The organism is Pseudomonas sp. B21-041 (assembly GCF_024748675.1).
In the GTDB taxonomy this organism is placed as follows: Bacteria; Pseudomonadota; Gammaproteobacteria; order Pseudomonadales; family Pseudomonadaceae; genus Aquipseudomonas; species Aquipseudomonas neuropathica.
On the sequence record NZ_CP087175.1, the window covers coordinates 2805748 to 2831045 of the forward strand.

Consider the following 25298-nt stretch of genomic DNA (forward strand, 5'->3'; position numbering starts at 1 on the left):
GCGGCAGGTGATTCTCCATAACAACAAACGATCGGGGTTATCTGTTTATGACCAGTCTTCACCCGCCTGCCTTCACCGGTGTGGACACGCACGCCCACGTCTTCCGCCAGGATCTGCCGATGGTTGCCAACCGTCGCTACAGCCCGCGTTACAACGCTTTGGTGGAGCAATACGTGGATCACCTGGATCGCCACGGGTTTTCACACGGCGTGTTGATTCAGCCGAGCTTTCTGGGCACCGACAATCACTTCATGCTCGACGCGTTGCGCCGTTATCCGCAGCGTTTGCGTGGGGTGGCGGTGGTGGATGTCGACGTCAGCGAAACCCTGCTGGACGAATTGGCCGAAGCGGGTGTGGTTGGTATCCGTTTGAATCTCATTGGTAAGGCGCTGGCGGATTACAGCGGCCCAGCCTGGACCACTCTGTTCCAGCGGTTGGCGCTGCGGGGATGGCAAGTTGAAGTTCAGCGCGGCATCGATGACCTGGCGCCGATCGTATCGGCCATCAGGGCTTGCGGTGTGACCGTGGTCATCGATCATTTCGGCCTGCCGACGGGGGGCATCGATGCCGGGAACCCCAACCATCAGGCGTTTCTTGAGTTGCTGAAGGATGACGGGGTGTGGCTCAAGCTTTCCGCCCCGTACCGCAGTCGATCCGATCTTGCCCAGGCATCGCATGGGCTGGCGCTGTTGCGCGACGCGAGTGGCGGTCTCCAGCGACTCGTCTGGGGCAGCGATTGGCCCAACACTCAGTATGAACAGCAGACGGACTATTCCCGGCAAGTGGCTTTCCTCGAAGGCTTGCTGCCGGACGCGGCCGAGCGGGCGCATGTGCTGAAGGACAACCCAGCGAAGCTGTTTGGCTTCGAAACACGCTGCTAAACGATCAATAACAACAATAGGACTTCCATCATGATGAGCCTGCTCGTCGTCGCGGCAATCGTTGTCGCCGTTGCCCTGGGTTACAAGACCAAGATCAACATAGGTCTGTTCGCCATCGCTTTTGCTTACCTGATCGGCTGTTACGGCATGGGGTTGAGCCCGTCCGACGTCATCAGCCTGTGGCCGTTGAAGATTTTCTTCATCATCTTCTCGGTTTGTCTGTTCTATAGTTTTGCCACCGTCAATGGCACGCTTGAAAAATTGGCGGAGCATCTGATTTATCGATGCCGGTCGATGCCTCAATTGTTGCCGTTCGCGGTCTTCTTCACGGCAACCACCATCTCGGCGATGGGGGCGGGCTACTACACAGTGCTGGCGTTCATGGCGCCCATCACGCTGCTGCTGTGTGAGCGCACCGGGATGAGCCTGATCACGGGCGGCATGGCGGTCAACTATGGCGCCTTGAGCGGAGCCAACTTCGTCTCCAGCCAGAGTGGTATCATTTTTCGTGGCTTGATGGTCAATGCTGGCATCCCGGAAAACGAGGCCTTCATCAACGCCGCAGCGATTTTCGCCAGTACCCTGGTGATACCGCTGGCGGTGATTTCGGTATTGGTGTTTCTCACCGGCCATGGCAAGGCGATGAAAGCGTCCGCTTATGCGATCGCCGTGCCGACGCCACTGAACCGCGAGCAGACAATCACCCTATGGCTGACGTTAGCGATGATGGTGATCGTACTGGCGGCACCCGTTGCGCAAATTGTCTTCCCGGAAAATTCCACGGTGAGCTTCATCAATTCGAAGATGGACATCGGTTTGATCGCCAGCCTGTTCTCGGTGATCGCGCTCTTGCTGAAATTGGGCGACGAACGCAAGGCAATGGCGTCTGTGCCTTGGGGCACGTTGATCATGATCTGTGGTGTGGGCATGCTGATCTCGGTCGCGATCAAGGCCGGGACCATCGGCTTACTGGCATCGTGGATGGGCAATAGCATTGCGCCGATCATGGTGCCGATTGTCTTCGGTGTGGTGGCAGCGTTCATGTCGCTGTTCTCCAGCACGCTGGGGGTGGTGACGCCGGCGCTGTTTCCGTTGGTGCCACCGCTTGCCACGGCACTGGGGCTAGATCCGATGATCCTGTTTGTGGCCATCGTCGTTGGCGCTCAAGCCACCTCCATCTCGCCGTTCTCCTCTGGTGGTAGCTTGATATTAGGCTCATGTGCCACGGAGCAGAGTCGCAGCTCACTGTTCCAGCAGCTCCTGTTTCGCGCAGCGCCACTTGGCTTTGTCGCGGCACTGGTGTTCAACGCTGTCCTCACGTTCCTCTAAGCACGGCTCTTCACGGCCCGGCGCCTTTGCCGAGCCGTTGCATTTGGCACGTCGATCAATCAATAGGGGAAAATGACCATCATTGATGTGCTGGGAAGTGTGCAAGCCATCCGATATCAGTCAAATCGAATGGGGTTGCTTGCCGTCGCCCAGCACGTTAAGGCTTTTATCGCGCTATCTGAACCGGACGCTGAAGCCCATGCTCGTTAATTTACGAGCGCTCTATCCAGAGTTGATCCACCTGATGCCGGGAACCAGCCTACAGATCTCCGCCTAGCGATTGCAGCTTTTATAGCTACGCTTGCCAGCAAGAGACTGGTGCAAGTGCGCCAACTCCTTAATTGTCTGGCAAGGGAGCCAACAACCATGGATAGCACTCAGGGCGTTTATCCATCAGCGACCGTTCTGGTGGTCGACGATACCCCCGACAACCTGATGTTGATCGCCGAGTTGCTGAAGGACAAATATCGGGTCAAGGCCGCCAACAGCGGCGAAAAGGCCCTACGCCTTCTGCAGGCCGACCCGCTTCCCGATTTGATCCTGCTGGACATCATGATGCCGGGCCTGTCCGGTTATGACGTTGCCGAGCAGCTCAAGCTTGACGTTCGCATTCGCCATATACCGATCATTTTCCTCACCTCCATGACTGCCACGGAGGACGAGATTCGCGGCTTGAGCCTCGGGGCTGCGGATTACATCACCAAGCCGATCATCCCCCCGGTGCTCATGGCCAGGGTCGAGACCCAAATCAAGCTCAAGTCCGTTGCCGATTTCCTGCGCAATCAAAACGAATTTCTGGAGCGGGAAGTGCAGCGCCGCACCCGGGAGGTGATCGCCATCCAGGATGTCACCATCCACGCCATGGCTTCGCTGGCCGAAACCCGTGACAACGAAACCGGCAACCACATTCGCCGTACCCAGCACTACATCAAACACCTGGCTGAACTGTTGCGCAACCACCCGCGTTTCCGGCACTTTCTCGACGAGGACAGCATCAAGCTGCTCTTCAAATCGGCACCGCTGCACGATATCGGCAAGATTGGCATTCCCGATCGCATCCTGCTCAAACCGGGACGGCTCACCGCTGAAGAGTTCGAGATCATGAAGACCCACACCACATTGGGGCGGGACGCCATTCAGCACGCGGAGGATCAATTAGGCATAAACGTCGATTTCCTTCATTTGGCCAAGGAAATCGCCTACGGCCATCAGGAAAAGTGGGATGGCAGTGGCTATCCGCAAGGCGTGGCCGCCGACGATATCCCGATCAGCGCCAGGTTAATGGCCGTGGCAGATGTCTACGATGCGCTGATCAGCCGCCGCGTGTACAAGCCCGGCATGCCTCACGAGCAGGCGGTGAAAATCATCGGCGAAGGCCGGGGCTCGCATTTTGATCCGGACATCTGTGACGCGTTTCTCGCCAATGCCGAGCAGTTCCGCGCAATTGCCGAGCGATTTGCCGACAGCGACCAGGACATGGCCAGGCAGTTAGCACTGCTTGAGCAGATTGCCGAACGTCCCTGAATCCCGCGCATTACTCTGCACATCCAGCTGAAAGAGGCCGTTTATGAACAGACTGTTCGAGATGCTCGAGCGCCTGTCTCTGCGCAGTAAATTGATCATCGGCTTCGCTGCGCTGCTGATATTGATCCTGATATTGGGCGTGCAAAGCCTGCGCACGCAGTATTCGCTAAGAACTGAAATGCAGCAGTTGTACCAACAGGATCTGGTAGGTATCCAGCATGTGCAGGAGGTTCGGGTGCAGTTGCCGCATCTGTTGCTCGCCATGCAACGTGCAATCGCGACCAACAACGCAGACATCCGTATCAGCGCCAGAGCCCAGATGGATGTCGCCCAGGCGCGACTCCACGAAGCGCTGGAACAGGTTCGTCCAACGCTGCGCAGGCAGAGCAGCGTCAGCAGCCTGCTGGAATTCGAAATGGTATTAAAGCGTCTGCAAAAAGACGGCGATGAGGCACTGGAGCTGGCCGGCAAGGGTTCCTTGGGTCAGGCCTTGATGTTGCTCAACAGTAAGGATTTTCTTGCGCTGGAACAGGGCGGCGACGGGCTGCTCAACCAGATCGAGAAAAACAAGGAAGCCGACATCCACGATACAGCGAAGAACCTGGCGGAGTACGCAGAGCGTAGTACTGCGATCACGTCCATCTTGCTGCTGGGTGGGTCGACGCTGGCCTTGCTGTTGACCTGGCTGGTCAGCTATTCCATACGCGTGCCGTTGAATCGCGTCCGCGTGGCGGTGGACGAATTGGCGTCCGGCAAGCTGGACGGTCAGATCCCGCACACCGATCTTCGCAACGAAACCGGCGACCTGGCGCGTGCCATCGCCACGCTGCAGCTGGAAGCTTGTCAGCTTGAGCGACAGCGCTGGATCAAAAACCACACGTCGCTCCTGCAAGTGGATCTGCAACAGGCGGAGACACCGCAGCAGTTGGCCCAGGCTTTTTTCAGCCACATCGCGCCGCAGTTGGGCATGTGCCAGGGAGCGCTTTACGTTCTCTATGAAGGCGCGGCACGCCTGCGCCTGGTTGGCGGTTATGCGGTGGACAGTGTTCACCCGCTACCCGCTGAACTTGATCTCGGTGAAGGGTTGCTTGGCCAGTGCGCACTGGATCGCCAGCCCCGCCAGCTTCAGGATCTACCGGAACCGTTTTGGCATGTACGCACGCCATTGGGCGCAGCCCCGGCCAGCGTCCTGTTGGTTCAGCCCGTGATGCGTGGCGAACGCCTGCTCGGGGTGATGGAAATGGCCGGTTTTCGCCAACTGGAAGAGAACGAAGCGCTGCTGCTGCAAGAAGTCCTGCCCCGGCTGGCCGGCGCCATGGCCATTATGGAACGCAGTGAGGCAGCTCAGGCGCTGCTCTTGGAAACTCGCCGTCAGGCAGACGAAATGGGCGCGCAGGCTTTGCAACTGGAGCACCAGGCCAGCGAGCTGGAGGCCCAGCAGGCCGCATTGCGCGCCACCGAAGCCTGGTACCGCGGCATCATCGAGGCAGCACCGGACGGCATGCTGGTGCTGGGCGCCGACGGTCGCATCCTGATGACCAACCCGCAGATGGATACCCTGTTTGGCTACGCCCCCGGCGAGCTGATTGGCGCCAGCATCGAGCGTCTGGTACCGCAGGCTGCCCGCGAGCGCCATGTCAGGTTACGCGACGGGTTCATTGCCAGCGGCGGAACCCGGCAGATGGGCGGCGATCTTGACGATCTGAGCGGTGTACGCAAAGACGGCAGTTTGTTCTCCGTAGAAATTGGCCTTTCCCATCTACCGCGCCTGGAGGGGCGTGGCGTCTGTGTGTGCGCCTCGGTGCGCGATGTCAGTGAGCGCAGGGCGATGGAAGCCAGGCTGCGCACGGCCAGCGATCGTCTGAATCTGGCGCAGGAGTCCGGTGACATCGGGCTGTTCGACGTCGACCTGGTCAGTGGCACAAACTATTGGACACCCCAACTCGAAACCCTGTTTGGTCTGGAGCCAGGCGGCTTCGGCGGTACGCTGGCGCACTGGAAGGCACTGGTGCATCCCGACGATCTGGCGCGGGTCAGCAGCACGTTCGAGAGTGCCGTCCAGAGTGGCGATGATCGCGCCGAGTTCGACTTCCGGATTGTGCGTAAAAACGATGGGCAGGTGCGCACGTTCCGGTCGCTGAATCGCTTCTCACGTACGCCTGACGGCAAGCCATTGCGCGCAACCGGCATCAACATCGATGTAACCGCACTGGCAGAGGCAAGGGCTGCGGCCGAGGAGGCCACGCAGGCCAAGAGCGAGTTTCTCGCCAACATGAGCCATGAGATCCGAACACCGATGAACGCCATCATCGGCATGAGCCACCTGGCGCTGCGTACCGAACTGGATAAACGCCAGCGCAACTACATTGAAAAAGTCCACCGATCAGCGGAGAACCTGCTGGGAATCATCAACGACATTCTCGACTTCTCAAAGATCGAAGCCGGCAGGATGAGTCTCGAACAGATCCCGTTCCGTCTGGAAGATGTGCTCGACAGCTTCGCTGCCATGATCGGCTTGAAGACCGAGGACAAGGGTCTGGAGTTGTTGTTTCAGATTCCGCCTGACCTGCCCACGGCACTGCTGGGCGACCCCCTGCGACTGGGGCAAGTGCTGATCAACCTCGGCAACAACGCGGCCAAGTTCACCGAACACGGTGACATCGTGGTCGGCGTTGAAGAAGTTGCTTCTCACAACGAACACGTGCAACTGCATTTCTGGGTGCGCGATACGGGCATCGGCATGACCGTCGAGCAGTGTTCACGTCTGTTCCAGTCGTTCAGTCAGGCTGACAGTTCGATCACTCGCAAGTACGGGGGCACCGGGCTGGGATTGTCCATCTCGAAGAAGCTGGTGGAGCTGATGGCCGGTCGTATCTGGGTTGAAAGCCAACCGGGAGTCGGCTCCACGTTTCATTTCCAGGTACAACTCGGCGTACAGCAAAATGTTCCGCCGCGTCGCATGTTCAAGGCTGGCGAGCTGTTGGGCATGCGCGTGCTTGTCGTGGATGACAACGCCAGTGCCCGTGAAATCCTTTCGGGCATGGCGCGCAGCTTTGGTCTGGAAGTGGATGTCGCGCAGAGCGGTAGTCTGGCGCTGCGCATGTTGGCCGACGCCGAGCACAAGGTGCTGCCTTACGATCTGGTCTTGATGGACTGGCGGATGCCCGGCATGGATGGCATGGAAGCTGTGAGCAGAATGCATTCCGCCAGCCTGATGCGTACGCCATCGGTGATCATGGTGACCGCTTTTGGCCGCGAAGAAGCCCGCGAAGAAGCCGAGCGCCAGGGCATCCAGTTGCCGGTGGTACTGACCAAACCTGTCACGCCGTCCTCGTTACTTGAAGCCATCGGTGTCGTGCTGGGCAGAGACACCCACAGCGATACTCGGGCTGGCGAACGCTCCCTGCACAATGCCAACACCGTCGCCAGCCTCAATGGAGCGCGACTGCTTCTGGTCGAAGACAACGATCTGAATCAGGAACTGGCCAGCGAGCTACTGGAGAGTGTCGGAATACGCTTGCGACTCGCCACGCACGGCCAAGAGGCCCTGGATATTCTCGGCGAGGATGACGACTTCGATGGCGTGCTGATGGATTGCCAGATGCCGGTGATGGATGGCTACACGGCCACCCGGAAAATTCGCCAGCAACCGCGCTTCCGTACTCTGCCAGTGATCGCCATGACCGCCAACGCCATGGACGGTGACCGCGAGCGCGCCCTCGAATGCGGTATGAACGACCATATCTCCAAGCCACTCAACGTCGAAACCATGTTCGCCACAATGGCAAAATGGATCAAACCACGAGTCGCTCAAGCTTCGCTGAACGCAGGTTTGGTCGATGGATTGCCAGATCGTCTTGAGGGCATTGATCTGGCTGCGGGACTCGCCACCTGCATGGGGCGGCGGGATCTCTACTTACGTCTACTCTGCAAGTTTCGCGACACTCAGACAGATTTTTCCGAGCAATTCCAGGCCGCACGAATCGATCCGGATTCTGCTGCTGCCGCACGACTGGCGCACAGCTTGCGCGGCACCGCCGGCAACATCGGCGCCAAGGCCGTGGCGCAGGCTTGCACGTTGTTAGAACAGGCCTGTCAGGACGACGAGCCGGCTGAGGTCGTGCAAGCGCTAGCGATGCAGGTCGAGCATTACTTGCTCCCGACCCTCGCGAGTCTGGCGAACCTTGAGGCGGACACACTGGCTTCCACGGAGGGTGACCTGCTGGACGACGCGGCAATCAGCGAGCAACTGAACCGGCTTATTGTTCTTCTGGACGAAGGTGATACGGCGGCTTTGGACGTGCTGGCGGCCCTGCGCAACAGGCCACTCGATCAAGCGCTGGCAGAACGTCTGGCACTTGCCGCGGCGCAGGTGGAGCTGTTCGACTTTGATCGCGCCTTGAAGCTGCTTCAGTAAAATTGAGTTGGGTAAACACGTAGCCGTTTAGTTTTAATTGCAACTGACGGCTTTTGGCCGAGAGCGGCCACCCAATGCAATCTTTATCCCTTTGTGACAGCAGCCAGAACGCCGCCACAAAGGGATTACTCATCAATCCACCGGCACAATATTATCCAGCGCTTGATTTACCGCCAATTCGCCCAGCATTACCACTTGCGCAATGCCCTGAAGGGTCTTGCGCGCGGGGCCTTCCACCATTCCGATCACGTTGCCCAACATCACCGAAGCAGAGCCTAGCGATTCACTGGCATTGACCAGTAATTCTTCTGTCGCAGTTTTCGGGTTGGCCTGGAACATTGTGCTGGGTCGGTACGGCGTGGCCATTATCCGGTCGGCCGGTTTGAGGTAGTGGTCGAGGGCGCGTTCGGCGGCTTCGTGGAATTTCTTTGAGTCGGGTGATTCGTACGGAGAGGCCGGATCTGTCTCCGGCGGGTTTGGCGTGATCTTGAACATTTCTTCTTTTTCCTGTTGGGTGGCCGCCGCTCCGAGCTACTAAACAGGGGGTGGCAGCTGTACGCAGGTTAGTAGACCGGGGAAAAGAAGAAAGCCGGCGCGCCCGAGGGCGCCCTACGCACAGCCGCCATCAAGTGCAGGTAAGTGAATACCTTCTAATGGACGCTTGTGCACTTTCATTTACCACGGGCTACTAAACCCGATCACTGGGAATCAGTGACGCGAACAAAGTTACCGGTGGCCCTTGAGACGCACAAGCCGGCGGATTCTGGCGTAGTCGTAGGCAATGGCGCAAGACGTTGTAGCCTTAAGCAGGTAACGCGACGTGTCTTTTAAACAACCATAAAAAACGCCTAAACACGGCTCATCAACACGCTGTTCAAAATGACATTCGTCGGTCCACTCTCCAGCTCAGGCAGTGGCGGGGAACCCTCACGACAGGGCACGCACCAACACTAGGTTACAACCCCAAAAGACGAGGAAGGATACCCATGTCAGTTCACCCGATTTTGTTCCTGGGTGGTTCCGGCGCCATTGGCCACCGTTCTGCCGAAGCGTTGCGTGCTGCTTATCCCGGCGTCCCGTTGCTGATCGGCGGCCGAGACCTGGCCAAGGCTGAGCAAGCCGCCGAGGAAATGGGCGGGGCGCAGGGCGTGGTCATTGACCCTGCTGCCGATGACCTTGGGCTGGGTGATCGCCCGGTCAGCGCCGTAGCGGTTTTCTATATGGATCATTCCCTTGCCGGGTTGCGTTTCGCGCAGAGGCGCAAGGTCCCGCACCTGAGCATTTCTTCTGGCATTTTCGAGATGGCGCCGCAAATCGCGAGCTACATCCACCGCCCTGATGCGGCGCCCATCGTGCTGGGTTACGAGTGGATGGTAGGCGCTACGACCGTTGCGACGCTGCACCTCGCCGAGGCCTTTGCCCGGGTGCGCGATATTCGTATCGATGCGTTGGTCGACGAGCAGGATGGCGGCGGGCCGACCGTGGCTAAGGATTTCGAACACCTGAACAAGCTGCTGCCCGCCGCCCTGACTCGGCGCGAGGGCGATTACCTCTGGCGCGAAGGGGCGGACAAGAACGTCAGCTTCAGAGCGCTGGACGGCACGCCGATGCAAGCCAGCGGCTTCTCGTCCATCGATGTCACCGGGCTGGCGGCGGCCACCGATGCGCCAAATGTTCAGTTCAATCTCGCCAGCGGAGTGAGTTCATCGCGGCGCGCCGGTCGGCCGATGTCGACCGAGATTCTCATCGAACTGCTGGGTGAGGATCATCAAGGGCGACCGTTGCACACCCGGCATGCTCTCGTTCACCCGGCAGGCGCTGCAGCGTTGACGGGGCTGAGCGTCGCCATGCTGCTGGAGCGATTGCTTGGGCTGGATGGTCAGCCGCCGACTCCGGCAGGTCTTTACTTTCCTTATCAGTTGCTTGACGCCGGTGCATATCTGCAGCGTCTGAGCAAGAGGGTGGTGAACTGCTGGAACTGCAAGTGCAGTAACCGTTCTGCGCAGCACCGCCGACTTGCCGCTCATTCAGGTCGGCGGTGATGCGCATTCACTCAACGGTTGAAACGTAAAACCGTTTTGGTGCGCCTGAACGACTCACCGAATTATTCAGAGAGAAACTTTTTACAGTCCAATAGCACGTCACCCAAGAATGGATGGATTTGCGTCGACTCCATTAAAACCAGCAACTCGGTGGCTCGTGTCCTGATGGGCATCCATTCTGCGTGATCAAAGATCAGGCGATCATTACAGTGAAATGCGGCCTCAGTAAGGCTATTGCAACGCTCCCAAATGTCTTCCAGCCGGCTCTTCACGTCCTCCGATAGCCCACTGCCGCAGATTGAAAGTACCTTTTCTATCGGGAGAATCATCTCGGACCAGACTTCACAGGCGGGGCAATCCGGGATAGTTGCCTGCTGTATGTCCGAGGCTTGAGCCAGAAACCCAAGCGCCTCGATGACCTCGCACACGGCAAGAACCTGCTTGTACTCATTCTGGCCGTACCAAGCCCATAACGTGGAGGAGAACCCCATATCAAACTCCAGAAAAATCCAGCCCCCGAGATCTCACATTTTCCATCGCTTCGAGAAGCTGGCCGTCGAAGTACTCGGAGCCATCTCTTTCCCGCACTTCGATGCGGTGTTTTGCCTCGATTAACAGGTGTTCGGGTGCGATATTCTGATTCAAAAAAGTAGCGACCATCAGATCGCTCAAATGCACTAGCGGTGTATCCCATGACTCCTTGCAGCGTTGCATCAGCCCGGTATGGGCATCCCCGCGCCATGGCCCTAAAAGATTCGAGACTGCCAATTCGGAGATCATTAACGTGCCTTACATGAATAGTCGAATTGCCGGACCGCTGGTGGCCAGCGCGAGACGCTACGTGGGCGTGCCGCTCGCGCATTCGGCCACAAAAAAGCATCAGGATGATAGCAAATAGATGGCGCTCCTCTTACGCTAGGTCTTCCGTTAGTCAGCCAGTAATCAGGTGCAGTCACCGTGCGTCAGGTCCTCGGCTTATACACCCCGGGCCATTGGCTTTGCTCGCTCGGGGGATGAAAATCGCCTCTTAATCAAATCCTTAATGTTGCCTACAAGAACCTGATATGAAAAAGCTAAGTAACGATTTCAGCGGAGCACTCCGAACGTTCGCATATTTCATGGCCAGTGGAAGCCACTACATGCTCAAGGACGTGAAGTACCTCGATATGTATGGCTCAGAGCCCAGTGCGATTGAACAGGTCTTTGCGATATTTGCGAATGTCATAGAGATGGACGACGAAGGCAATGTCCTCAATTTCACTTACGCGCAAAAAAGGGCGACTGACTACCTACGGTCATACTGCGATCGGTCTTTCGAAGTCAAACCGCCTTTTGAGGACTGGGAAACCGAACTCTATGGGCCACCCAAAATCACGCGCTAATGTCTAGTTTACGTGCCAGCCCGAGACATCCGAGGGATGCCCGGGTTTGTATCCGCCAGGCGTCGGCGTGGCGCTTGAGAATCCTCATGGCGACTGCCAAATCCCACCAAGCGTATTACCGATCTGTTTGAGCATGATTAAGCCTCCGTCCAGTCCACCGTCGCCGTTTCGCGCCATTTCACCTCGGTGATGCCAAACCGTTCGGCCTGGGGTTTGGAGATGACTTTCAACGGTGGCTTGCCGGGTTTTGGAATCGGCGCAATGCCGGCGTCGCAACTCGCCCAGTGCCATGCGTCAGCGTTGCGCATGGTTTTTGCGCGGATGACGAATGACTTTGGCTGGCCGTGAAGTTTGTATTCGATGACGAAGATGTCGACGTTACTCATGCGCTCCTCCTTACGCTCATACGCAAATGAGTTTTGCCGACGAAAAAAATTCAAAGGATTTTCGGGAGTTCGTTTAAGGCCGCTGGTAGGTGTTTTATTTTGAACGGTTGGAACCGGCGGCAGCCTAACGATCAAGCGTCTGCCAGGCAGGCACAGGACGAAAAATCCCCACGATTTCAACCCCGGAGGTTAGCGGTGAACAAGACCATCAGCGCCAGGGATTTGAACATTCAGCTTAAGCACAACGATGACGGTGGCTTGTTCAAATGGCTGCTCGCGAGCTTCTTGATGGGCAAGCGGATACAGGCTGAAATCGCTGCCGAAGCGTATCGGGTGATTGCCGATAAACACGGGCGCGATACGCCGCGCAAACTGGCTGCGTGCAGCCATCGTGAACTGGTCGCGATGCTAGGGGAGGCGCATTACGTGCGTTACGACGAGACCACTGCCGTGCGGCTGCACGCCTTGGCACGCAAGCTTAACGACGAGTACGCGGGCAAGGTCAGCCACATGGTCGAGGCAAGCCCTGATCGCCAGGCATTCGAGAGGCGACTGGCGGAGTTCGATGGTATCGGTCCGAAGACCGTGGAGATCTTCATGCGCGAAGCCAGCGCTGTAATCAGCCTTTGATCGCGGCCGTAAAAAACGGTCACCGCCCGCGTCGTGCAAAGCCTATTTGCCTCGACGGCCAGAACGATTGATCGCCAACAAGCACAGCCCTACCAGCAATGCCGCGCCTGCAACCAACAGCGCAGAAGGTTGCATCGGCTGGCGGCCGGCTGTCGTGTGCCGCTGCGATATCGTCAGAGGTCGGGTTTTAACGGTCACTTCGTCAAACGTCCGCAATGGTGAAACGGCTTCTGCCTGAAACGGCATTTCCTCGATGCTCAGACGCAACCCATCCGCCAGTTCCAGTGTCCGCGCGGTAATCGTGCCAACGATTCTGCCCGGATAAACCGGCTCGCCATTGGGATCGAGTTGGTCATACAGGAAATTCTGTCCTTCAAGCCAGCCGACGGCCGTCTGCAACTCGGGGCCCAGGTAATACTTGCCATCGAGGAAAAATCCAGGAAATTGCGGCGCGCGCTCGACGCTTTCAATGCAGTAACGCTCACCCGGTTTCATACCGGTTTCAGGGGCAATCATGGTCAATTCCTCCACTGTAGGTTCAGTGGTAGAGAGCAAGGATCGACCGTCGTTCCATGTAACGGAGGAAAGGTAGCGGTTGTCCCGGAACGGATCTGTAACAGGCGAAAACAACTTCGCCCGACCAAGGCCGGGCGAAGCAGTGTTACGCGATCTCGATCAATAATCCCAGATCGCCGGAATCCAGCGGAACCCCTCACCATTGACGGCAACGCGGCCGACCGACGGGAAGGGCAGGTGCGTGGCGACAAACAGTTCGCCACTGGCCGCTGCTTCCTGCAGCAGGCGCACGCGCACGCGCACCGCTTCATCAGGATCGTGCTCGAAGCCGTTGTGCCAGTCCGGATGGTCGAAGGCAACCGGGAACAGGGCGTCGCCGGCAAAGGTCAGGCGTTCGTCGCCGGAGTTCACGTAAACCACGCAGTGGCCCGGGGTGTGGCCGCCAGTGAGTTTTGCGACCACGCCGGGGGCGACTTCGAACGCGTCCTCGAAGATATGCAGTTTGCTTTGGTATTGCTGGATGAAGGCGTTGGCGGTGGAGCGCAGCACGTCCGGCACAGGCGCGGGCATGTCGGTGCTGGTGAAATCCGGCGAGGTCCAGAAGTCGACTTCGGTGGCGGTGACGTGGATGCGCACGTCGTCGTGCAGACGATTTTTCACCGTCTCGACGAGTAAGCCGCCGATGTGGTCCATGTGCATGTGCGTGATGACAATATCGGTGACGTCCGCGAGGTCGATCCCGGCCGCCGCGAGGCGTTTGGGAAACTGCCCGGCGCGAGGGAAACCGGGAAATTGTCCGCCGAGGCCGGCGTCGACGAGGATCACCTGCTCGCCGCTACGCACCACCAGGACATTGAGTGCCCAGTCGAACGCGTCGGGACCCAGATACATCTCTTTGAACCACGCAGCGCGCTCGGCGGGATCGGCGTTGGTCGACATGGTTTGGGTCGGCAGCGGCAGGACGCCGTCGCTGATTACCATCACGTCGATGTTGCCGAGGCGCAGCGCGTAACGCGATGGCACCAGCTCTTCGGTCGGGGTTTGCAGGGTGGCGTTGTGGGCGGTGAAGGAATCCAGATGCATGGTCATGGTGTTCTCCTTTTTATCAGGCAAGACATTGGTTCTTGGACAATGGGGGCGAGATCAGGCCACCGGAATCATCGGGTCGGCAGCGGCGAGGGCAGTGCGACGGTCTGCGGCCGGCGGGTAGATCCACACGCTGTTGATTTGCGTCTTCAGTTCCTTGGCTTCGGCTTTCACCAGCTTCAGTTGGCGATCCCAGCCTTCGGTGTACACCGCGCCCCAAGCACCCAAATCGAGGCAGGTCACGTACTTCGGCTGACGGTAGGTGGTCGGCGTCACGCCAAGCAGATCAGCAATGGCGTTGTTGCCGGCATGACGACCAAGGCTGATCGCGTGCTGGCAGGACATCACCGAGATATTGCCGACGTCGTCGGTGGCAGCACGGGCGACATCGCCGGCGGCGAACACGTGCTCAAGACCTTGCACTTTGAGATTGCCGTCGACGTGCAGACGCCCCTGGCCATCGCGTCCGGCATTGAGCTGTTCGGTCAGTGGACTGGCGCGGAAACCCACGGTCCAGATCACGGTATTGCTCTCGATGTGGCGACCGTCGGCGAGGGTGACGCCGTTGGCATCCACGGCGGCGACCGTGGCGTCGATGATCCACTCGATGCCCAGTTCTTTTGACGCTTCGATGATGGACGGACGGATGCCGTCGCCCATGGTCGCGGCGATGTCTTTGCTGCGATCAACGATGATCACTCGAATGTCTTGCAGCTCGCCGAGAATGGCGCGCAGACGATTCGGCATTTCGGTCGCGGTTTCGATCCCGGTGAAGCCACCACCGGCGATGACCACGGTGTTGCGCGCGGCGCTGGCCGGTTGGCTGGCCAGCGCGTGCAGGTGGCGCTCCAGGCGTGCCGCCGACTCGATCTGGTCGACGTCGAACGCATTCTCTTTCAGGCCCGGCACCGGCGGACGCGCCAGTTGGCTGCCGCTGGCCAGCACCAGGCGATCGTAAGTCAGCTCACCCGGGCGACCGGCCTCATCGCGATAACCGACACGGCGTGCCTGGCTGTCAAGGCTCTCGGCGGTGCCTTTGACGAAACGCACACCCACGGCAGCGAGCAGCGCATCCAGCGGCGCGTACATGCTGTGGACATCGGGTTCGTAGAAGCGCGGACGGATGCGCAGTTCGGCTTGCGGGGCGAGCAGTGTGATCTCCACATCGTGGCGGTCATGCATATCCAGCAAACGCGCGGCGCTCAACGTGCTCCACAGCCCGCCGAACCCCGCACCGATCACCAATAATTGTTGTTTCATAATGTGCTCCCTGATGCTGATGGATGGATAACCCGAGTTTTTTCCGACACTGGCGTGATGATCACTGGCCGCCGCAAACTGCTTGCCGTACTGCTTGGCGCTTAATCGTCCGCTGTCGAAATCAATGCTATGGCGTGGGCGCTGCGGGCGCAGTTGTCCATCGGTGTGTGCGGATTACGCATGGGTCGAAGGGCGGTATACGAAGGTATCGAACACACTACAGAGGACGGTTCAGGGCAAAGTCGATGTGGTTGAGAAGGGTGTCGGGCGGGAAGGGTTTGGGCAGACAAGCGATGACGCCGGGCGCGCGGGTGTGGAATTCTTCGGGATGGGCGGTGACGAAAATCACCGGAATGCGCCAGCCTTGTGCGCGTAATGCTTCGTGCAGTTGCGGGCCGCTCATGCCAGGCATCTGGATATCGGAGATCAGGCAGTGTGTCTGCGCCGGGCTTTTTGACTCAAGGAATGCCTGCGCGCCCGGATAGGTGAACACCTGATAACCGAAGGCGCGAAGCAAACCTGCGAGTGCATCGCGAATGGCCTCGTCGTCGTCAACCACCGCAATGACAACCTTATGCTGCATAGGGCTCCCTGGCCGGACGGGCACATATCGCGACTCCTGTCGTTCTTGCACCATACGCCGTCGGCACCGGCGCAAAACTATACCTAGGTATAGTCCGTGGAGACTTTTTGAGCGTCAGCGGTTTTCGGCATCAACCTTCGCGGCTGAAGCGGCTGCGGTAGTCGCGCGGTGAAATCGACAGGTGACGCTGGAAGCAGGCGCGCAGCCGCTCTTCATCACCGAAGCCGCAAAGACGCGCAACCTTGTCGATGGTGTGCGCCGAGTTCTCCAGCATGCGCCTGGCCGCTTCGAGGCGGAACAGTTCGATGGCTTTGGACGGCGTGCGCCCGGTGCTCTGCTTGTAGACGCGGGTGAAATTGCGCAGGCTCATTTTCGCCTGTTCGGCGAGTCGCTCTACAGTCAACTTCGGATCGTCCAGGTGATCGATCAGCCACAAGTGCAACGGGTCGAACTGCGGGCTGTCCTGCACCTGCGCTTGCAGCAATGTGCTGTATTGCGCCTGACCACCGGGGCGCTTGAGGTACACCACTAGCTCGCGGGCAACCTGCAACGCCACTTCGCGGCCGTAATCGGCCTCGACCAGCGCTAAGGCCAGATCGATACCGGCCGTGACCCCCGCCGAGGTCCAGACCTTGCCCTGCTGGATGAAGATCGCATCGGCATCCACGTCGATCGCCGGGAAGCGCTCGCGCAGGTTGTCGCACATGGCCCAGTGCGTGGCGGTGCGGCAGCCGTCGAGCAAACCGGACTGGGCCAGCAGGAAAGCGCCGCTGCACACCGACACCACTCGCCTCGCGACAGGGGCATTACGCCGCAACCACGCGGTAAGTTCGGCGTGCTCGTCGAGGGTCTGGCAGATATCGGGTGCGCCGGGTACGACGAGGGTGTGCAGCGCGGCAATGTCCAATTCGCGCAGCGCTCGGGTGTCCACGGCCAAACCTTCAACGGTATTGACCAAACCACCCTCAAGGCTGGCGGTGTGCAACTGATAACCGGGTTGGCATCTTTCGGCCAAGGCTTTGCTCGCGGCCCAGAACACCGTTTGCGCGCCACTGAGGTCGAGCAGGCTCATTCGCGGGTAGGCAATAAACACCACGTCGCGCGGTTCGGGCGTAGCGGTGAAGGGAATGCTGGACATTGAAATCCTGCCTGTTCAAACGGCTGAAGAAGGAGGGGAAAGGGCATGGCCGATTTTCAGGGGTTTCTGGCCTGTCGGCAATGCGCGTCGACTGCTAGCCTGCTGCGCGACCGTTTGGCTGGCCTCTGGCTGCGTTCGCCATCATGGACTAGATTTATTCACCTGCACATCGCACACGTTGCGATCTCGCCGAGGACTCACGATGACCCTGTGGTCGCATTCCAGCCCCAGCGCAGCCCCGTCCGTGCTGAGGGAACCGGTGGTTTATGTGGTCGACGACGACACCTCCATGCGTCAGGCCCTCGACGGTTTGCTGCGTTCGATCGGCCTGCAGGTGCAGACCTTCGAAACGTCCCGTGACTTCCTCGCTTCGGCCAAACGCGACGTGCCCGGTTGTCTGGTGCTCGATGTGCGTTTGCGCGGCGAAAGTGGCCTGACCTTTCAGGAGCAGATGGAAAAAAACGGCCTGCGCATTCCCGTCGTATTCATGACCGGTCACGGCGATATCGCCATGAGCGTGAAGGCGATGAAGGCCGGCGCGGTGGATTTCCTGGCCAAGCCTTTTCGTGATCAGGACATGCTCGATGCGGTGGCCAGTGCTTTGGCCCGCGACAGTGCGCGACTGCTCGCCGAACAATCCGGCGCGGCGTTGCGTCAAGCCTACGAAACATTGACGGCACGTGAGCGCGAAGTGCTCGGTTTCGTCATTGGCGGGCTGATGAACAAGCAGATCGCCGCGCAACTCAACCTCAGCGAAGTGACGGTGAAAGTCCATCGCGGGCAGGTCATGAGGAAACTCGCTGCACGTTCGGTCGCCGATCTGGTGCGTATTGCCGAATCGCTGGGCATCGAGCCGGCGCGGCGGACAAGCTGAACCGAGCTTCAGCGCGTGACAGAAACCCCTTTGACGGTGTCGACTCCGATGGCCAGCAAACAACAGATTTTGTGGGACGACGGCGAGCGGGTGTTCTCCCGCAAACGAGGACAGGGGGAGAGCGCCAGCGTGCTGATAGTGCGTCCGGCAATCGCTCAGCCTTTGCCCGCAACCCTCGACCGGCTGGCGCATGAATACGGCCTCAAAGACGCTCTGCACAATGAATGGGCGCTGCAACCGCAAGCCCTTGAACGCGCGGGCGGAACCACGCACTTGTTATTCGACGACCCCGGCGGCGAGCCGCTGTCGCGTTTGCTGATCACGCCGCTGGACACTGAAACCTGCCTGTTGCACGCAATCAACATAGCCGTAGCGCTTGGCCGTTTGCACCTGTGCGGGCTGGTGCACAAGGATCTCAAACCGCAGCACATCCTTGTCAACTGCCACGACGGACAAGCCCGGTTGATGGGGTTCGGTCTGGCCTCGCGACTGCCGCGCGAACGTCAGGCCCCCGCGCCGCCAGAAACCATTGCCGGGACCCTGGCCTACATGGCGCCGGAACAAACCGGTCGAATGAATCGTTCGATCGATTCGCGCAGCGATTTGTATGCCTTTGGTGTGACGCTGTACCAGATGCTTACCGGCTCGCTGCCGTTCAACGCCAACGACCCGATGGAGTGGGTGCATTGCCACATTGCGCGGCAACCGATGCCTGCATGCGAACGCGTGGCCACGGTGCCGTTGATGCTCTCGCGGGTAGTCATGAAACTGCTCGCCAAGACCGCCGAAGCGCGCTACCAAACCGCCGCCGGCGTCGAGCATGACTTGCGTCGTTGTCTGGACGACTGGCGTCGGGCGCGGCGGATCGATGTGTTCACGTTGAACGAGCAGGGCGCGATCGATCGCTTGCTGATCCCGGAAAAGCTCTACGGTCGTGAACGCGAAGTGCAAACCCTGATCGATGCTTTCGCCCAGGTGGTGCGGGCTCCTTCGCCGAAGCTGGTGCTGGTGTCCGGTTACTCCGGCATTGGTAAATCCTCGGTGGTCAGTGAACTGCACAAAGTGCTGGTGCCGTCGCGGGGATTGTTCGCCGCTGGCAAGTTCGATCAGTACAAGCGCGACATCCCCTATGCGACGCTGGTCCAGGCCTTTCAAGGATTGGTGCGAACGCTGCTGGGCAAGCGTCGCGAGGTGCTCGCTGACTGGCGCGCGGCGTTGTTGCAGGCACTGTCACCGAATGCACGGTTGATGACCGAGCTGATCCCGGAACTCAAGTTGATTATCGGTGAGCCGCCAGCGGTGCCGGAGCTTGAACCGCAGCAGGCGCAGCAGCGCTTCATGGCGGTATTGCAGCGCTTCATCGGCGTGTTTGCTCGGCCGGAACATCCGTTGACGCTGTTTCTCGATGATTTGCAATGGCTCGACGCAGCGACCCTCGATCTGCTCGAAGATCTGCTGACCCGCTCGGAGCTTGGGCATTTGCTGCTGGTGGGCGCGTACCGCAATAACGAGGTCGATGCCGACCACCCGCTCAGCGGCAAACTCAAAGTGCTGCGTAATGGCGGCGTGCATATCGACGAGATCTGCCTGACCTCGCTGGCCAGCGTGCACATCGAGCAACTGATCGCAGAATCCCTGCGCTGCCCACCCGCGAGCATCGTTGCCCTGGCGCGCCTGGTGCTGGAAAAGACCGGCGGCAATCCGTTTTTCGTCATCCAGTTTCTTCACGCGTTGGCCGAAGAACAGCTGCTGATCTACGACCACCAATTCAACCGTTGGCGCTGGGATCTGGCACTCATCAACGCCAAGGGCTACACCGATAACGTGGTCGATCTGATGGTTGGCAAACTGGCGCGTCTGCCGTTGGACACGCGTCAGGCCCTGCAACAATTGGCCTGCCTGGGCAACGTAGCGCGCATTGACACGCTGGCCACCGTGCTCGACCTGCCGACGGCGCGGGTGCACGCGGCGCTCTGGCCGGCGGTGCGCCAGGAACTGGTGGAGTTTCACGACGGTACTTGTGCGTTTGTCCATGACCGTATCCACGAGGCGGCATACTCACTAACCGCGGAAACCGAACGTGCGCAAACTCATCTGCGTATCGGCCGTTTGCTCGCCCTGCAGACGCCAGCGGAGGGGCGTGAAGACGCGATCTTCGAAATCGTCGGGCAACTCAATCGCGGCGCCAGTCTGATCAGCGCGCGGGCCGAACGCGAACAGCTGGCCGAATTCAACCTGCTCGCAGGTCAGCGTGCCAAGGCTTCGACCGCTTACACCTCAGCATTGAGCTACTTGGGCACGGGTGCGGCGTTGCTCGGCGAGCACGGTGATGACCGTCGCCATGAACTGGGGTTTGCTCTGGAGCTGAACCGCGCCGAGTGCGAATTTCTCACTGGGCAACTGGCACTGGCCGATGCGCGCCTGACTGCACTGGCCGAGCGCGTCGAGACCACGGTAGAGCGGGCGGCAGTCACCTGTTTGTTGATGGATGTCTGCCTGCTGCTCGACCGCAGTGACCGCGCGGTGAATGTGTGCCTGACGTATTTACGTCAGGTCGGCATCGACTGGACGGCGCATCCGGACGATCAGCAGGTGCGCGCCGAATACCAACAGATCTGGAGGCAACTGGGTGAGCGCAGCATCGAGCAGTTGATCGACCTGCCACTGATGGAGGATCCGGCCACGCTGGTGACACTGGATGCGTTGAGCAAACTGTTGGCCCCTGCGTTGCAGTCGGATGCGAACCTCGCCTGCCTGACCATATGCAAAGCCGTTAACCTGAGCCTGGAGCACGGTAATTGCGACGCCTCCTGCATGCTCTACGCCAATGTTGTGCGGGTTGCCGGGCGGCGCTTTGGCGATTATGCCAGCGGTTACCGCTTTGGCCGCTTGGGCTGCGATCTGGTCGACCGCCGTGGCCTTGCGCAATACGAAGCGCGTACCTACCTGTGCTTTTCGATCTTCGTGGTGCGCTGGATGCGCCCGGTGCGCGAGTGCCGCGAATTGCTGCGGCGTGCGCTCAGCGCCGGCAACCGCACCGGCGATTTGCCCTATGCAGCCTACGCTGGCAATAGCCTGATTTCCGACTTGCTGTTCATTGGCGAGCCGCTGGCGGAAGTGCAGGTGCAGGCTGAAACGGGTCTGGCTTACTCGCAAAGAATCCGCTTCGGTCTGGTGATCAGTTTCATGAGTTGCCAACGGGCACTGATCCGCATGTTGCGAGGGCAGACCCCGGTGTTTGGCAGTTTCAATAATGAAGAATTCGATGAGACACGCTTTGAGGCGAACCTCGCTGCTCCGGACCTGGCCTTGGCTCGGGGCAAGTACTGGGTGCGCAAGTTGCAGGCGCGTTATCTGGCCGGGGATTACGCAGCGGCCGCCGATTGCGCGGCGCAGGCCCGGGAACTGTTGTGGGTGATCTCCTCGTTTTTTGAAGAGGCCGAATTTCACTTTTACGCAGCGTTAACGTTGGCTGCCCACGGCGAAGCCGATACCGACCGATTGCAACGCTTGGGCGAGCACCACGATCAACTGCAAACCTGGGCGCAACAGTGTGCGGAAACCTTCGCCAGTCAGACGGCGCTGGTCGCAGCCGAAATCGCTCGGGTCACCGGGCAGTTGATCGAAGCCGAGATGCTGTACGAGCAAGCGATTCAGTTGGCCAGGGACAACGGCTTTGTGCATGTCGAAGCCTTGGCCAACGAACTCGCAGCGCGGTTCTACAGTGCCCGTGGTCTGAGCAAAATCGCCCGCCTGTACCTGCAAGATGCGCGCTACGGTTACTTGCGCTGGGGGGCAGAGGGCAAGGTGCGGCAACTGGAGCTACAGCACCGCTATCTGCGCAATGAAGATACGGCGCCCGGTCCGACTGCGACCATCGCCACCCCAGTCGAGCATCTGGATCTGGCCACGGTTCTCAAGGTGTCCCAGGCCGTTTCAGGCGAGATCGTGCTGGATCGACTGATCGAAATGGTCATGCGCACCGCTATCGAACAGGCTGGCGCCGAGCATGGCCGGCTGATTCTGACCGAAGGCGAGGCGCCGTATATCGCCGCGAAAACCAGTGTCGGTGACGACAGCGCGCTGCTTTGCCATGAGCCGGTAAGTTCATCGATGCTGGCCGAATCGGTGCTCTACCAGACCCTGCGCACCGGTGAAAACCTGTGTCTGGACGATGCCGTCGCCGATCCGGCATTTGCCGCTGATCTGTACATTCATCAACGCGGCGCTCGCTCGATCCTGTGCCTGCCGTTGATGAATCAGGGCCGGATTGCCGGGGCGCTGTACCTGGAGAACAATCTATCTGCGGGTGTGTTCAGTCCGGCGCGCATTGCCGTATTGCGACTGGTGGCTTCGCAGGCGGCGATCTCGCTGGACAACGCGCGGCTGTATCGAGACGTCGCCGAGCGCGAGGCGAGGATTCGCCGGTTGGTCGACGCCAATATCATCGGCATCATCGTCTGGAGTGTCGACGGTGAAATCATTGAGGCCAACGACGCGTTCCTGCGCATGGTCGGTTACGAGCGCGACGATCTGCTGTCAGGCAGGGTGCATTGGCGCGACATGACACCGCCGCCACTGCGCATGAAAAGTGAAGCCGCGCTGGCGACGGCAATCCGCACCGGGCGCGCCCAGCCGTTCGAGAAGGAATACATCCGCAAGGACGGCACTCGCCTGCCGGTGATCGTCGGTCTGGCCGCATTCGAAGCCAGTCAGCAGCAGGGCGTGGCCTTCGTGCTTGACCTGAGCGAACGCAAACAGGCCGAAGAGCAAGTGCGCGAAGGCGAGCGCCGATATCGCCAGGTACAAGCGGAACTGGCCCACGCTAATCGCGTGGCGACCATGGGCCAGTTGGCAGCGTCCATTGCCCATGAAGTCAACCAGCCAATCGCCGCCACCGTGATCAATGCCAACGCGGCGTTGCGCTGGCTCGGCGCGCAACCGCCGAACACCGATGAAGTTGAACAGGGCCTCAGACGCATCATCAACGACGGTAACCGCGCGGCCGACGTGCTCGGACGTATCCGCGCATTGATCCGCAAAACACCGCCGCAACGACATCCGGTGGACCTCAACGCGGTAGTGGGCGAGATGGTCGGGTTTACCCGGGGTGAAGCGGCCCGCTATGGCGCGGCGGTCACCACGCGCCTTGTCAACGATTTGCCTGTCGTGCTGGTTGACCGCGTCGAGCTGCAACAGGTGCTGCTCAATCTGATCATCAACGGTCTGGAGGCCATGGCGGTGATCGAGGAGGGCGAGCGTCGGTTAATCATTGTCAGCGAGTCTGTCGGGAAAGACGTGCGGATTGTCGTAAGCGACTCGGGACCGGGATTTGCCTGCGATCAGGTGGAGGAGGTTTTCACCGCGTTCTACACCACCAAAGTCACCGGGTTGGGGATGGGGTTGTCGATCTGCCGGTCGATCATCGAAGCCCATGACGGTCACTTGTGGGCGGAGGCGAACGCGCCGTGTGGGGCGCGTGTGGTGTTTACGTTGCCGGGGTGTGCGGGGAGGTGAGGGCGAGATGAGGGTATCTGTCGTCAGATACTGGGTGACTTATCGGTATTCATTGAGACCGATTGGTTTCGATATGTCGATATCAGACACAACCATGACGCAATCAGGCTACTGAATCATCTGACAGGCCGGGTAAGGTGACGCGTCTTCACATCAAAATAATCCCATCCAGATCATGGGGTTGATAAGAACTGCGGCGGTTGAAGGGGGCTTCTTTCGGGGGGCTCGGCAGGCAACGACAGTGCTCGATTGCCTTGGTCAACTCGCTAGAATGTCGTTCAGCAGAGAATAAAAAAACCAATGATCAGCCCGAACTCAACGGATTCGAGTAGCCAATTGGCGCAGGGCTTCAAGCCTCGTCACGTCACTATGTTGTCCATTGCCGGGATTATCGGCGCCGGATTGTTCGTAGGTTCAGGACATGCCATTGCGGCGGCGGGGCCGGCGGTTCTGCTGGCTTATCTGTTCTCCGGTTTGCTCGTTGTGCTGGTCATGCGCATGCTCGGTGAGATGGCGGTGGCTAACCCCGACACTGGCTCGTTCTCGACCTATGCCGATCAAGCCATCGGACGCTGGGCCGGTTTCACCATCGGTTGGCTCTACTGGTGGTTCTGGGTTTTGGTGATTCCCATCGAAGCGCTCGCCGCCGGGCATGTGCTGAACCAATGGTTTCCGCAGGTCGATGCCTGGCTGTTCGCGTTGGGCTCGATCATTGCGCTGGTGGTGACCAACCTGTTCAGCGTGGCCAAGTACGGTGAATTCGAGTTCTGGTTCGCCATGGCCAAGGTCGTGGCGATCATCGGTTTTATCGGCGTCGGTTTTGCCGTGTTGATGGGCTGGGTGCCGGATCGTGAAGTCAGCGGCTTGAGTGGGTTGATGGCCGAGCACGGTGGGTTTGCGCCCAATGGCTTGTCGGCGGTGGTCGGCGCTTTCATCACCATCATGTTCAGCTTCATCGGTACCGAAGCGGTGACCATCGCCGCCGCCGAATCGAATGACCCGTCGCGAAACATTGCCAAGGCCACCCGTTCGGTGATCTGGCGTATCGGCGTGTTTTACCTGCTGTCGATCTTCGTCGTGATCTCCGTGGTGCCCTGGAATGATCCGTTGCTGGCCTCGGTCGGCTCTTATCAGCGCGCTCTGGAAATCATGAACATTCCCCACGCCAAGTTCATGGTCGACGTCGTCGTGCTGATTGCCGTGGCCAGTTGCATGAACTCCTCGATCTACATTGCTTCGCGGATGCTGTACTCGCTGGGCCGGCGTGGCGATGCGCCGAAAGCGCTGAAGGCGACCTCTTCTGAAGGTGTGCCGCGCGCAGCGGTTATCGCCAGCACCGTGCTCGGTGCGTCGATTACTGTGTGGAGCTACTTCATGCCTGCCGGGCTGTTTGAATTCCTGCTGGCCAGCTCCGGAGCGATTGCCCTGTTGGTGTACCTCGCCATCGCGGTGTCGCAGTTGCGCATGCGGCGGATATTGCAACAGCGCAACGTCGAGCTGACCTTCCGCATGTGGCTGTTTCCCTGGTTGACGTGGCTGGTGATCGTATTCATCTGCGCCGCGCTGGCGGTGATGATGATCACCCCGCAACACCGCACTGAAGTCACGACAACCATTGGCCTGGCGCTGGCGATTTCCTTCATTGGCCTGTTGACGTCGCGTCATCCCGCGCCGACGGCGAGGGTCACATCGGTGGGGTAGGCGTTTGCGCCGAACCTGATACTCCCTCCACG

Annotated in this window: 19 protein-coding genes; 10 read left to right on the plus strand and 9 right to left on the minus strand. The window is 59.6% G+C overall.

The annotated features are described in order from the left end of the window. Positions 1 to 47 precede the first annotated feature (47 nt). The 4 genes from LOY43_RS12520 to LOY43_RS12535 all read left to right on the plus strand — a co-directional run bounded on the left by LOY43_RS12520 (position 48) and on the right by LOY43_RS12535 (position 8151). Complete coding sequence (locus LOY43_RS12520) at positions 48 to 881, plus strand: amidohydrolase (protein WP_258709745.1); 834 nt, start codon at positions 48 to 50, stop codon at positions 879 to 881. A 30-nt stretch (positions 882 to 911) separates the two neighbouring features. After that, positions 912 to 2210 (plus strand): SLC13 family permease, encoded by a 1299-nt coding sequence (locus LOY43_RS12525; RefSeq protein WP_258709746.1) that lies wholly within the window; start codon positions 912 to 914, stop codon positions 2208 to 2210. Between the two features lie 366 nt (positions 2211 to 2576). Next, on the plus strand, positions 2577 to 3734 hold the full coding sequence (locus tag LOY43_RS12530) for a two-component system response regulator (protein WP_095049907.1): 1158 nt from the start codon (positions 2577 to 2579) through the stop codon (positions 3732 to 3734). Positions 3735 to 3777: 43 nt separating this feature from the next. Then, positions 3778 to 8151, plus strand: a complete 4374-nt coding sequence (locus LOY43_RS12535; RefSeq protein ID WP_258709747.1) for a response regulator — start codon at positions 3778 to 3780, stop codon at positions 8149 to 8151. A 132-nt stretch (positions 8152 to 8283) separates the two neighbouring features. Here LOY43_RS12535 and LOY43_RS12540 read toward each other — a convergent pair whose 3' ends face one another. Further along, positions 8284 to 8646, minus strand: a complete 363-nt coding sequence (locus LOY43_RS12540) for a DUF6124 family protein (protein WP_258709748.1) — start codon at positions 8644 to 8646, stop codon at positions 8284 to 8286. A gap of 491 nt (positions 8647 to 9137) precedes the next feature. On the opposite strand from LOY43_RS12540, the gene LOY43_RS12545 reads away from it, so the two are divergent. Continuing rightward, positions 9138 to 10193: an NAD(P)-dependent oxidoreductase gene (locus LOY43_RS12545; protein WP_258709749.1), complete on the plus strand. Its 1056-nt coding sequence runs from the start codon at positions 9138 to 9140 to the stop codon at positions 10191 to 10193. 62 nt (positions 10194 to 10255) lie between these two features. Here the strand turns inward: LOY43_RS12545 and LOY43_RS12550 are convergent, their stop codons facing one another. Both LOY43_RS12550 and LOY43_RS12555 read right to left on the minus strand, forming a co-directional pair. After that, complete coding sequence (locus tag LOY43_RS12550) at positions 10256 to 10684, minus strand: hypothetical protein (RefSeq protein WP_258709750.1); 429 nt, start codon at positions 10682 to 10684, stop codon at positions 10256 to 10258. Position 10685: 1 nt separating this feature from the next. Beyond that, positions 10686 to 10973 (minus strand): hypothetical protein, encoded by a 288-nt coding sequence (locus tag LOY43_RS12555; RefSeq protein WP_095049912.1) that lies wholly within the window; start codon positions 10971 to 10973, stop codon positions 10686 to 10688. Positions 10974 to 11257: 284 nt separating this feature from the next. Here LOY43_RS12555 and LOY43_RS12560 point away from each other — a divergent pair, with 284 nt between their 5' ends. Continuing rightward, positions 11258 to 11575 (plus strand): hypothetical protein, encoded by a 318-nt coding sequence (locus tag LOY43_RS12560; RefSeq protein ID WP_095049913.1) that lies wholly within the window; start codon positions 11258 to 11260, stop codon positions 11573 to 11575. A 137-nt stretch (positions 11576 to 11712) separates the two neighbouring features. Here the strand turns inward: LOY43_RS12560 and LOY43_RS12565 are convergent, their stop codons facing one another. Further along, positions 11713 to 11961 (minus strand): DUF6555 family protein, encoded by a 249-nt coding sequence (locus LOY43_RS12565; protein WP_077572547.1) that lies wholly within the window; start codon positions 11959 to 11961, stop codon positions 11713 to 11715. A gap of 195 nt (positions 11962 to 12156) precedes the next feature. Between LOY43_RS12565 and LOY43_RS12570 the strand changes: the two genes are divergently transcribed. Then, a complete protein-coding gene (locus tag LOY43_RS12570) occupies positions 12157 to 12591 on the plus strand; it encodes a DNA methylase (RefSeq protein WP_116255646.1) in 435 nt (144 codons plus the stop codon). Positions 12592 to 12633: 42 nt separating this feature from the next. Here the strand turns inward: LOY43_RS12570 and LOY43_RS12575 are convergent, their stop codons facing one another. From LOY43_RS12575 to LOY43_RS12595, 5 genes are all read right to left on the minus strand, one after another. After that, positions 12634 to 13107 (minus strand): short chain dehydrogenase, encoded by a 474-nt coding sequence (locus LOY43_RS12575; protein ID WP_258709751.1) that lies wholly within the window; start codon positions 13105 to 13107, stop codon positions 12634 to 12636. 159 nt (positions 13108 to 13266) lie between these two features. Next, the gene (locus LOY43_RS12580) at positions 13267 to 14196 is read right to left on the minus strand and encodes an MBL fold metallo-hydrolase (protein WP_258709752.1); all 930 of its coding nucleotides are present in this window, start codon (positions 14194 to 14196) and stop codon (positions 13267 to 13269) included. A 54-nt stretch (positions 14197 to 14250) separates the two neighbouring features. Beyond that, entirely contained in the window at positions 14251 to 15453 is a 1203-nt protein-coding gene (locus LOY43_RS12585) for an NAD(P)/FAD-dependent oxidoreductase (protein ID WP_258709753.1), read from the minus strand. Positions 15454 to 15670: 217 nt separating this feature from the next. Continuing rightward, positions 15671 to 16036 (minus strand): response regulator transcription factor, encoded by a 366-nt coding sequence (locus tag LOY43_RS12590; protein WP_093433326.1) that lies wholly within the window; start codon positions 16034 to 16036, stop codon positions 15671 to 15673. 130 nt (positions 16037 to 16166) lie between these two features. Further along, on the minus strand, positions 16167 to 17174 hold the full coding sequence (locus tag LOY43_RS12595) for a GlxA family transcriptional regulator (RefSeq protein ID WP_186624206.1): 1008 nt from the start codon (positions 17172 to 17174) through the stop codon (positions 16167 to 16169). Positions 17175 to 17376: 202 nt separating this feature from the next. Between LOY43_RS12595 and LOY43_RS12600 the strand changes: the two genes are divergently transcribed. From LOY43_RS12600 to gabP, 3 genes are all read left to right on the plus strand, one after another. After that, on the plus strand, positions 17377 to 18048 hold the full coding sequence (locus LOY43_RS12600; protein ID WP_258709754.1) for a response regulator transcription factor: 672 nt from the start codon (positions 17377 to 17379) through the stop codon (positions 18046 to 18048). Between the two features lie 48 nt (positions 18049 to 18096). Beyond that, on the plus strand, positions 18097 to 23565 hold the full coding sequence (locus LOY43_RS12605; RefSeq protein ID WP_258709755.1) for an ATP-binding sensor histidine kinase: 5469 nt from the start codon (positions 18097 to 18099) through the stop codon (positions 23563 to 23565). 300 nt (positions 23566 to 23865) lie between these two features. Continuing rightward, positions 23866 to 25266, plus strand: a complete 1401-nt coding sequence (gabP, locus tag LOY43_RS12610) for a GABA permease (RefSeq protein ID WP_257358427.1) — start codon at positions 23866 to 23868, stop codon at positions 25264 to 25266. Positions 25267 to 25298: the final 32 nt, after the last annotated feature.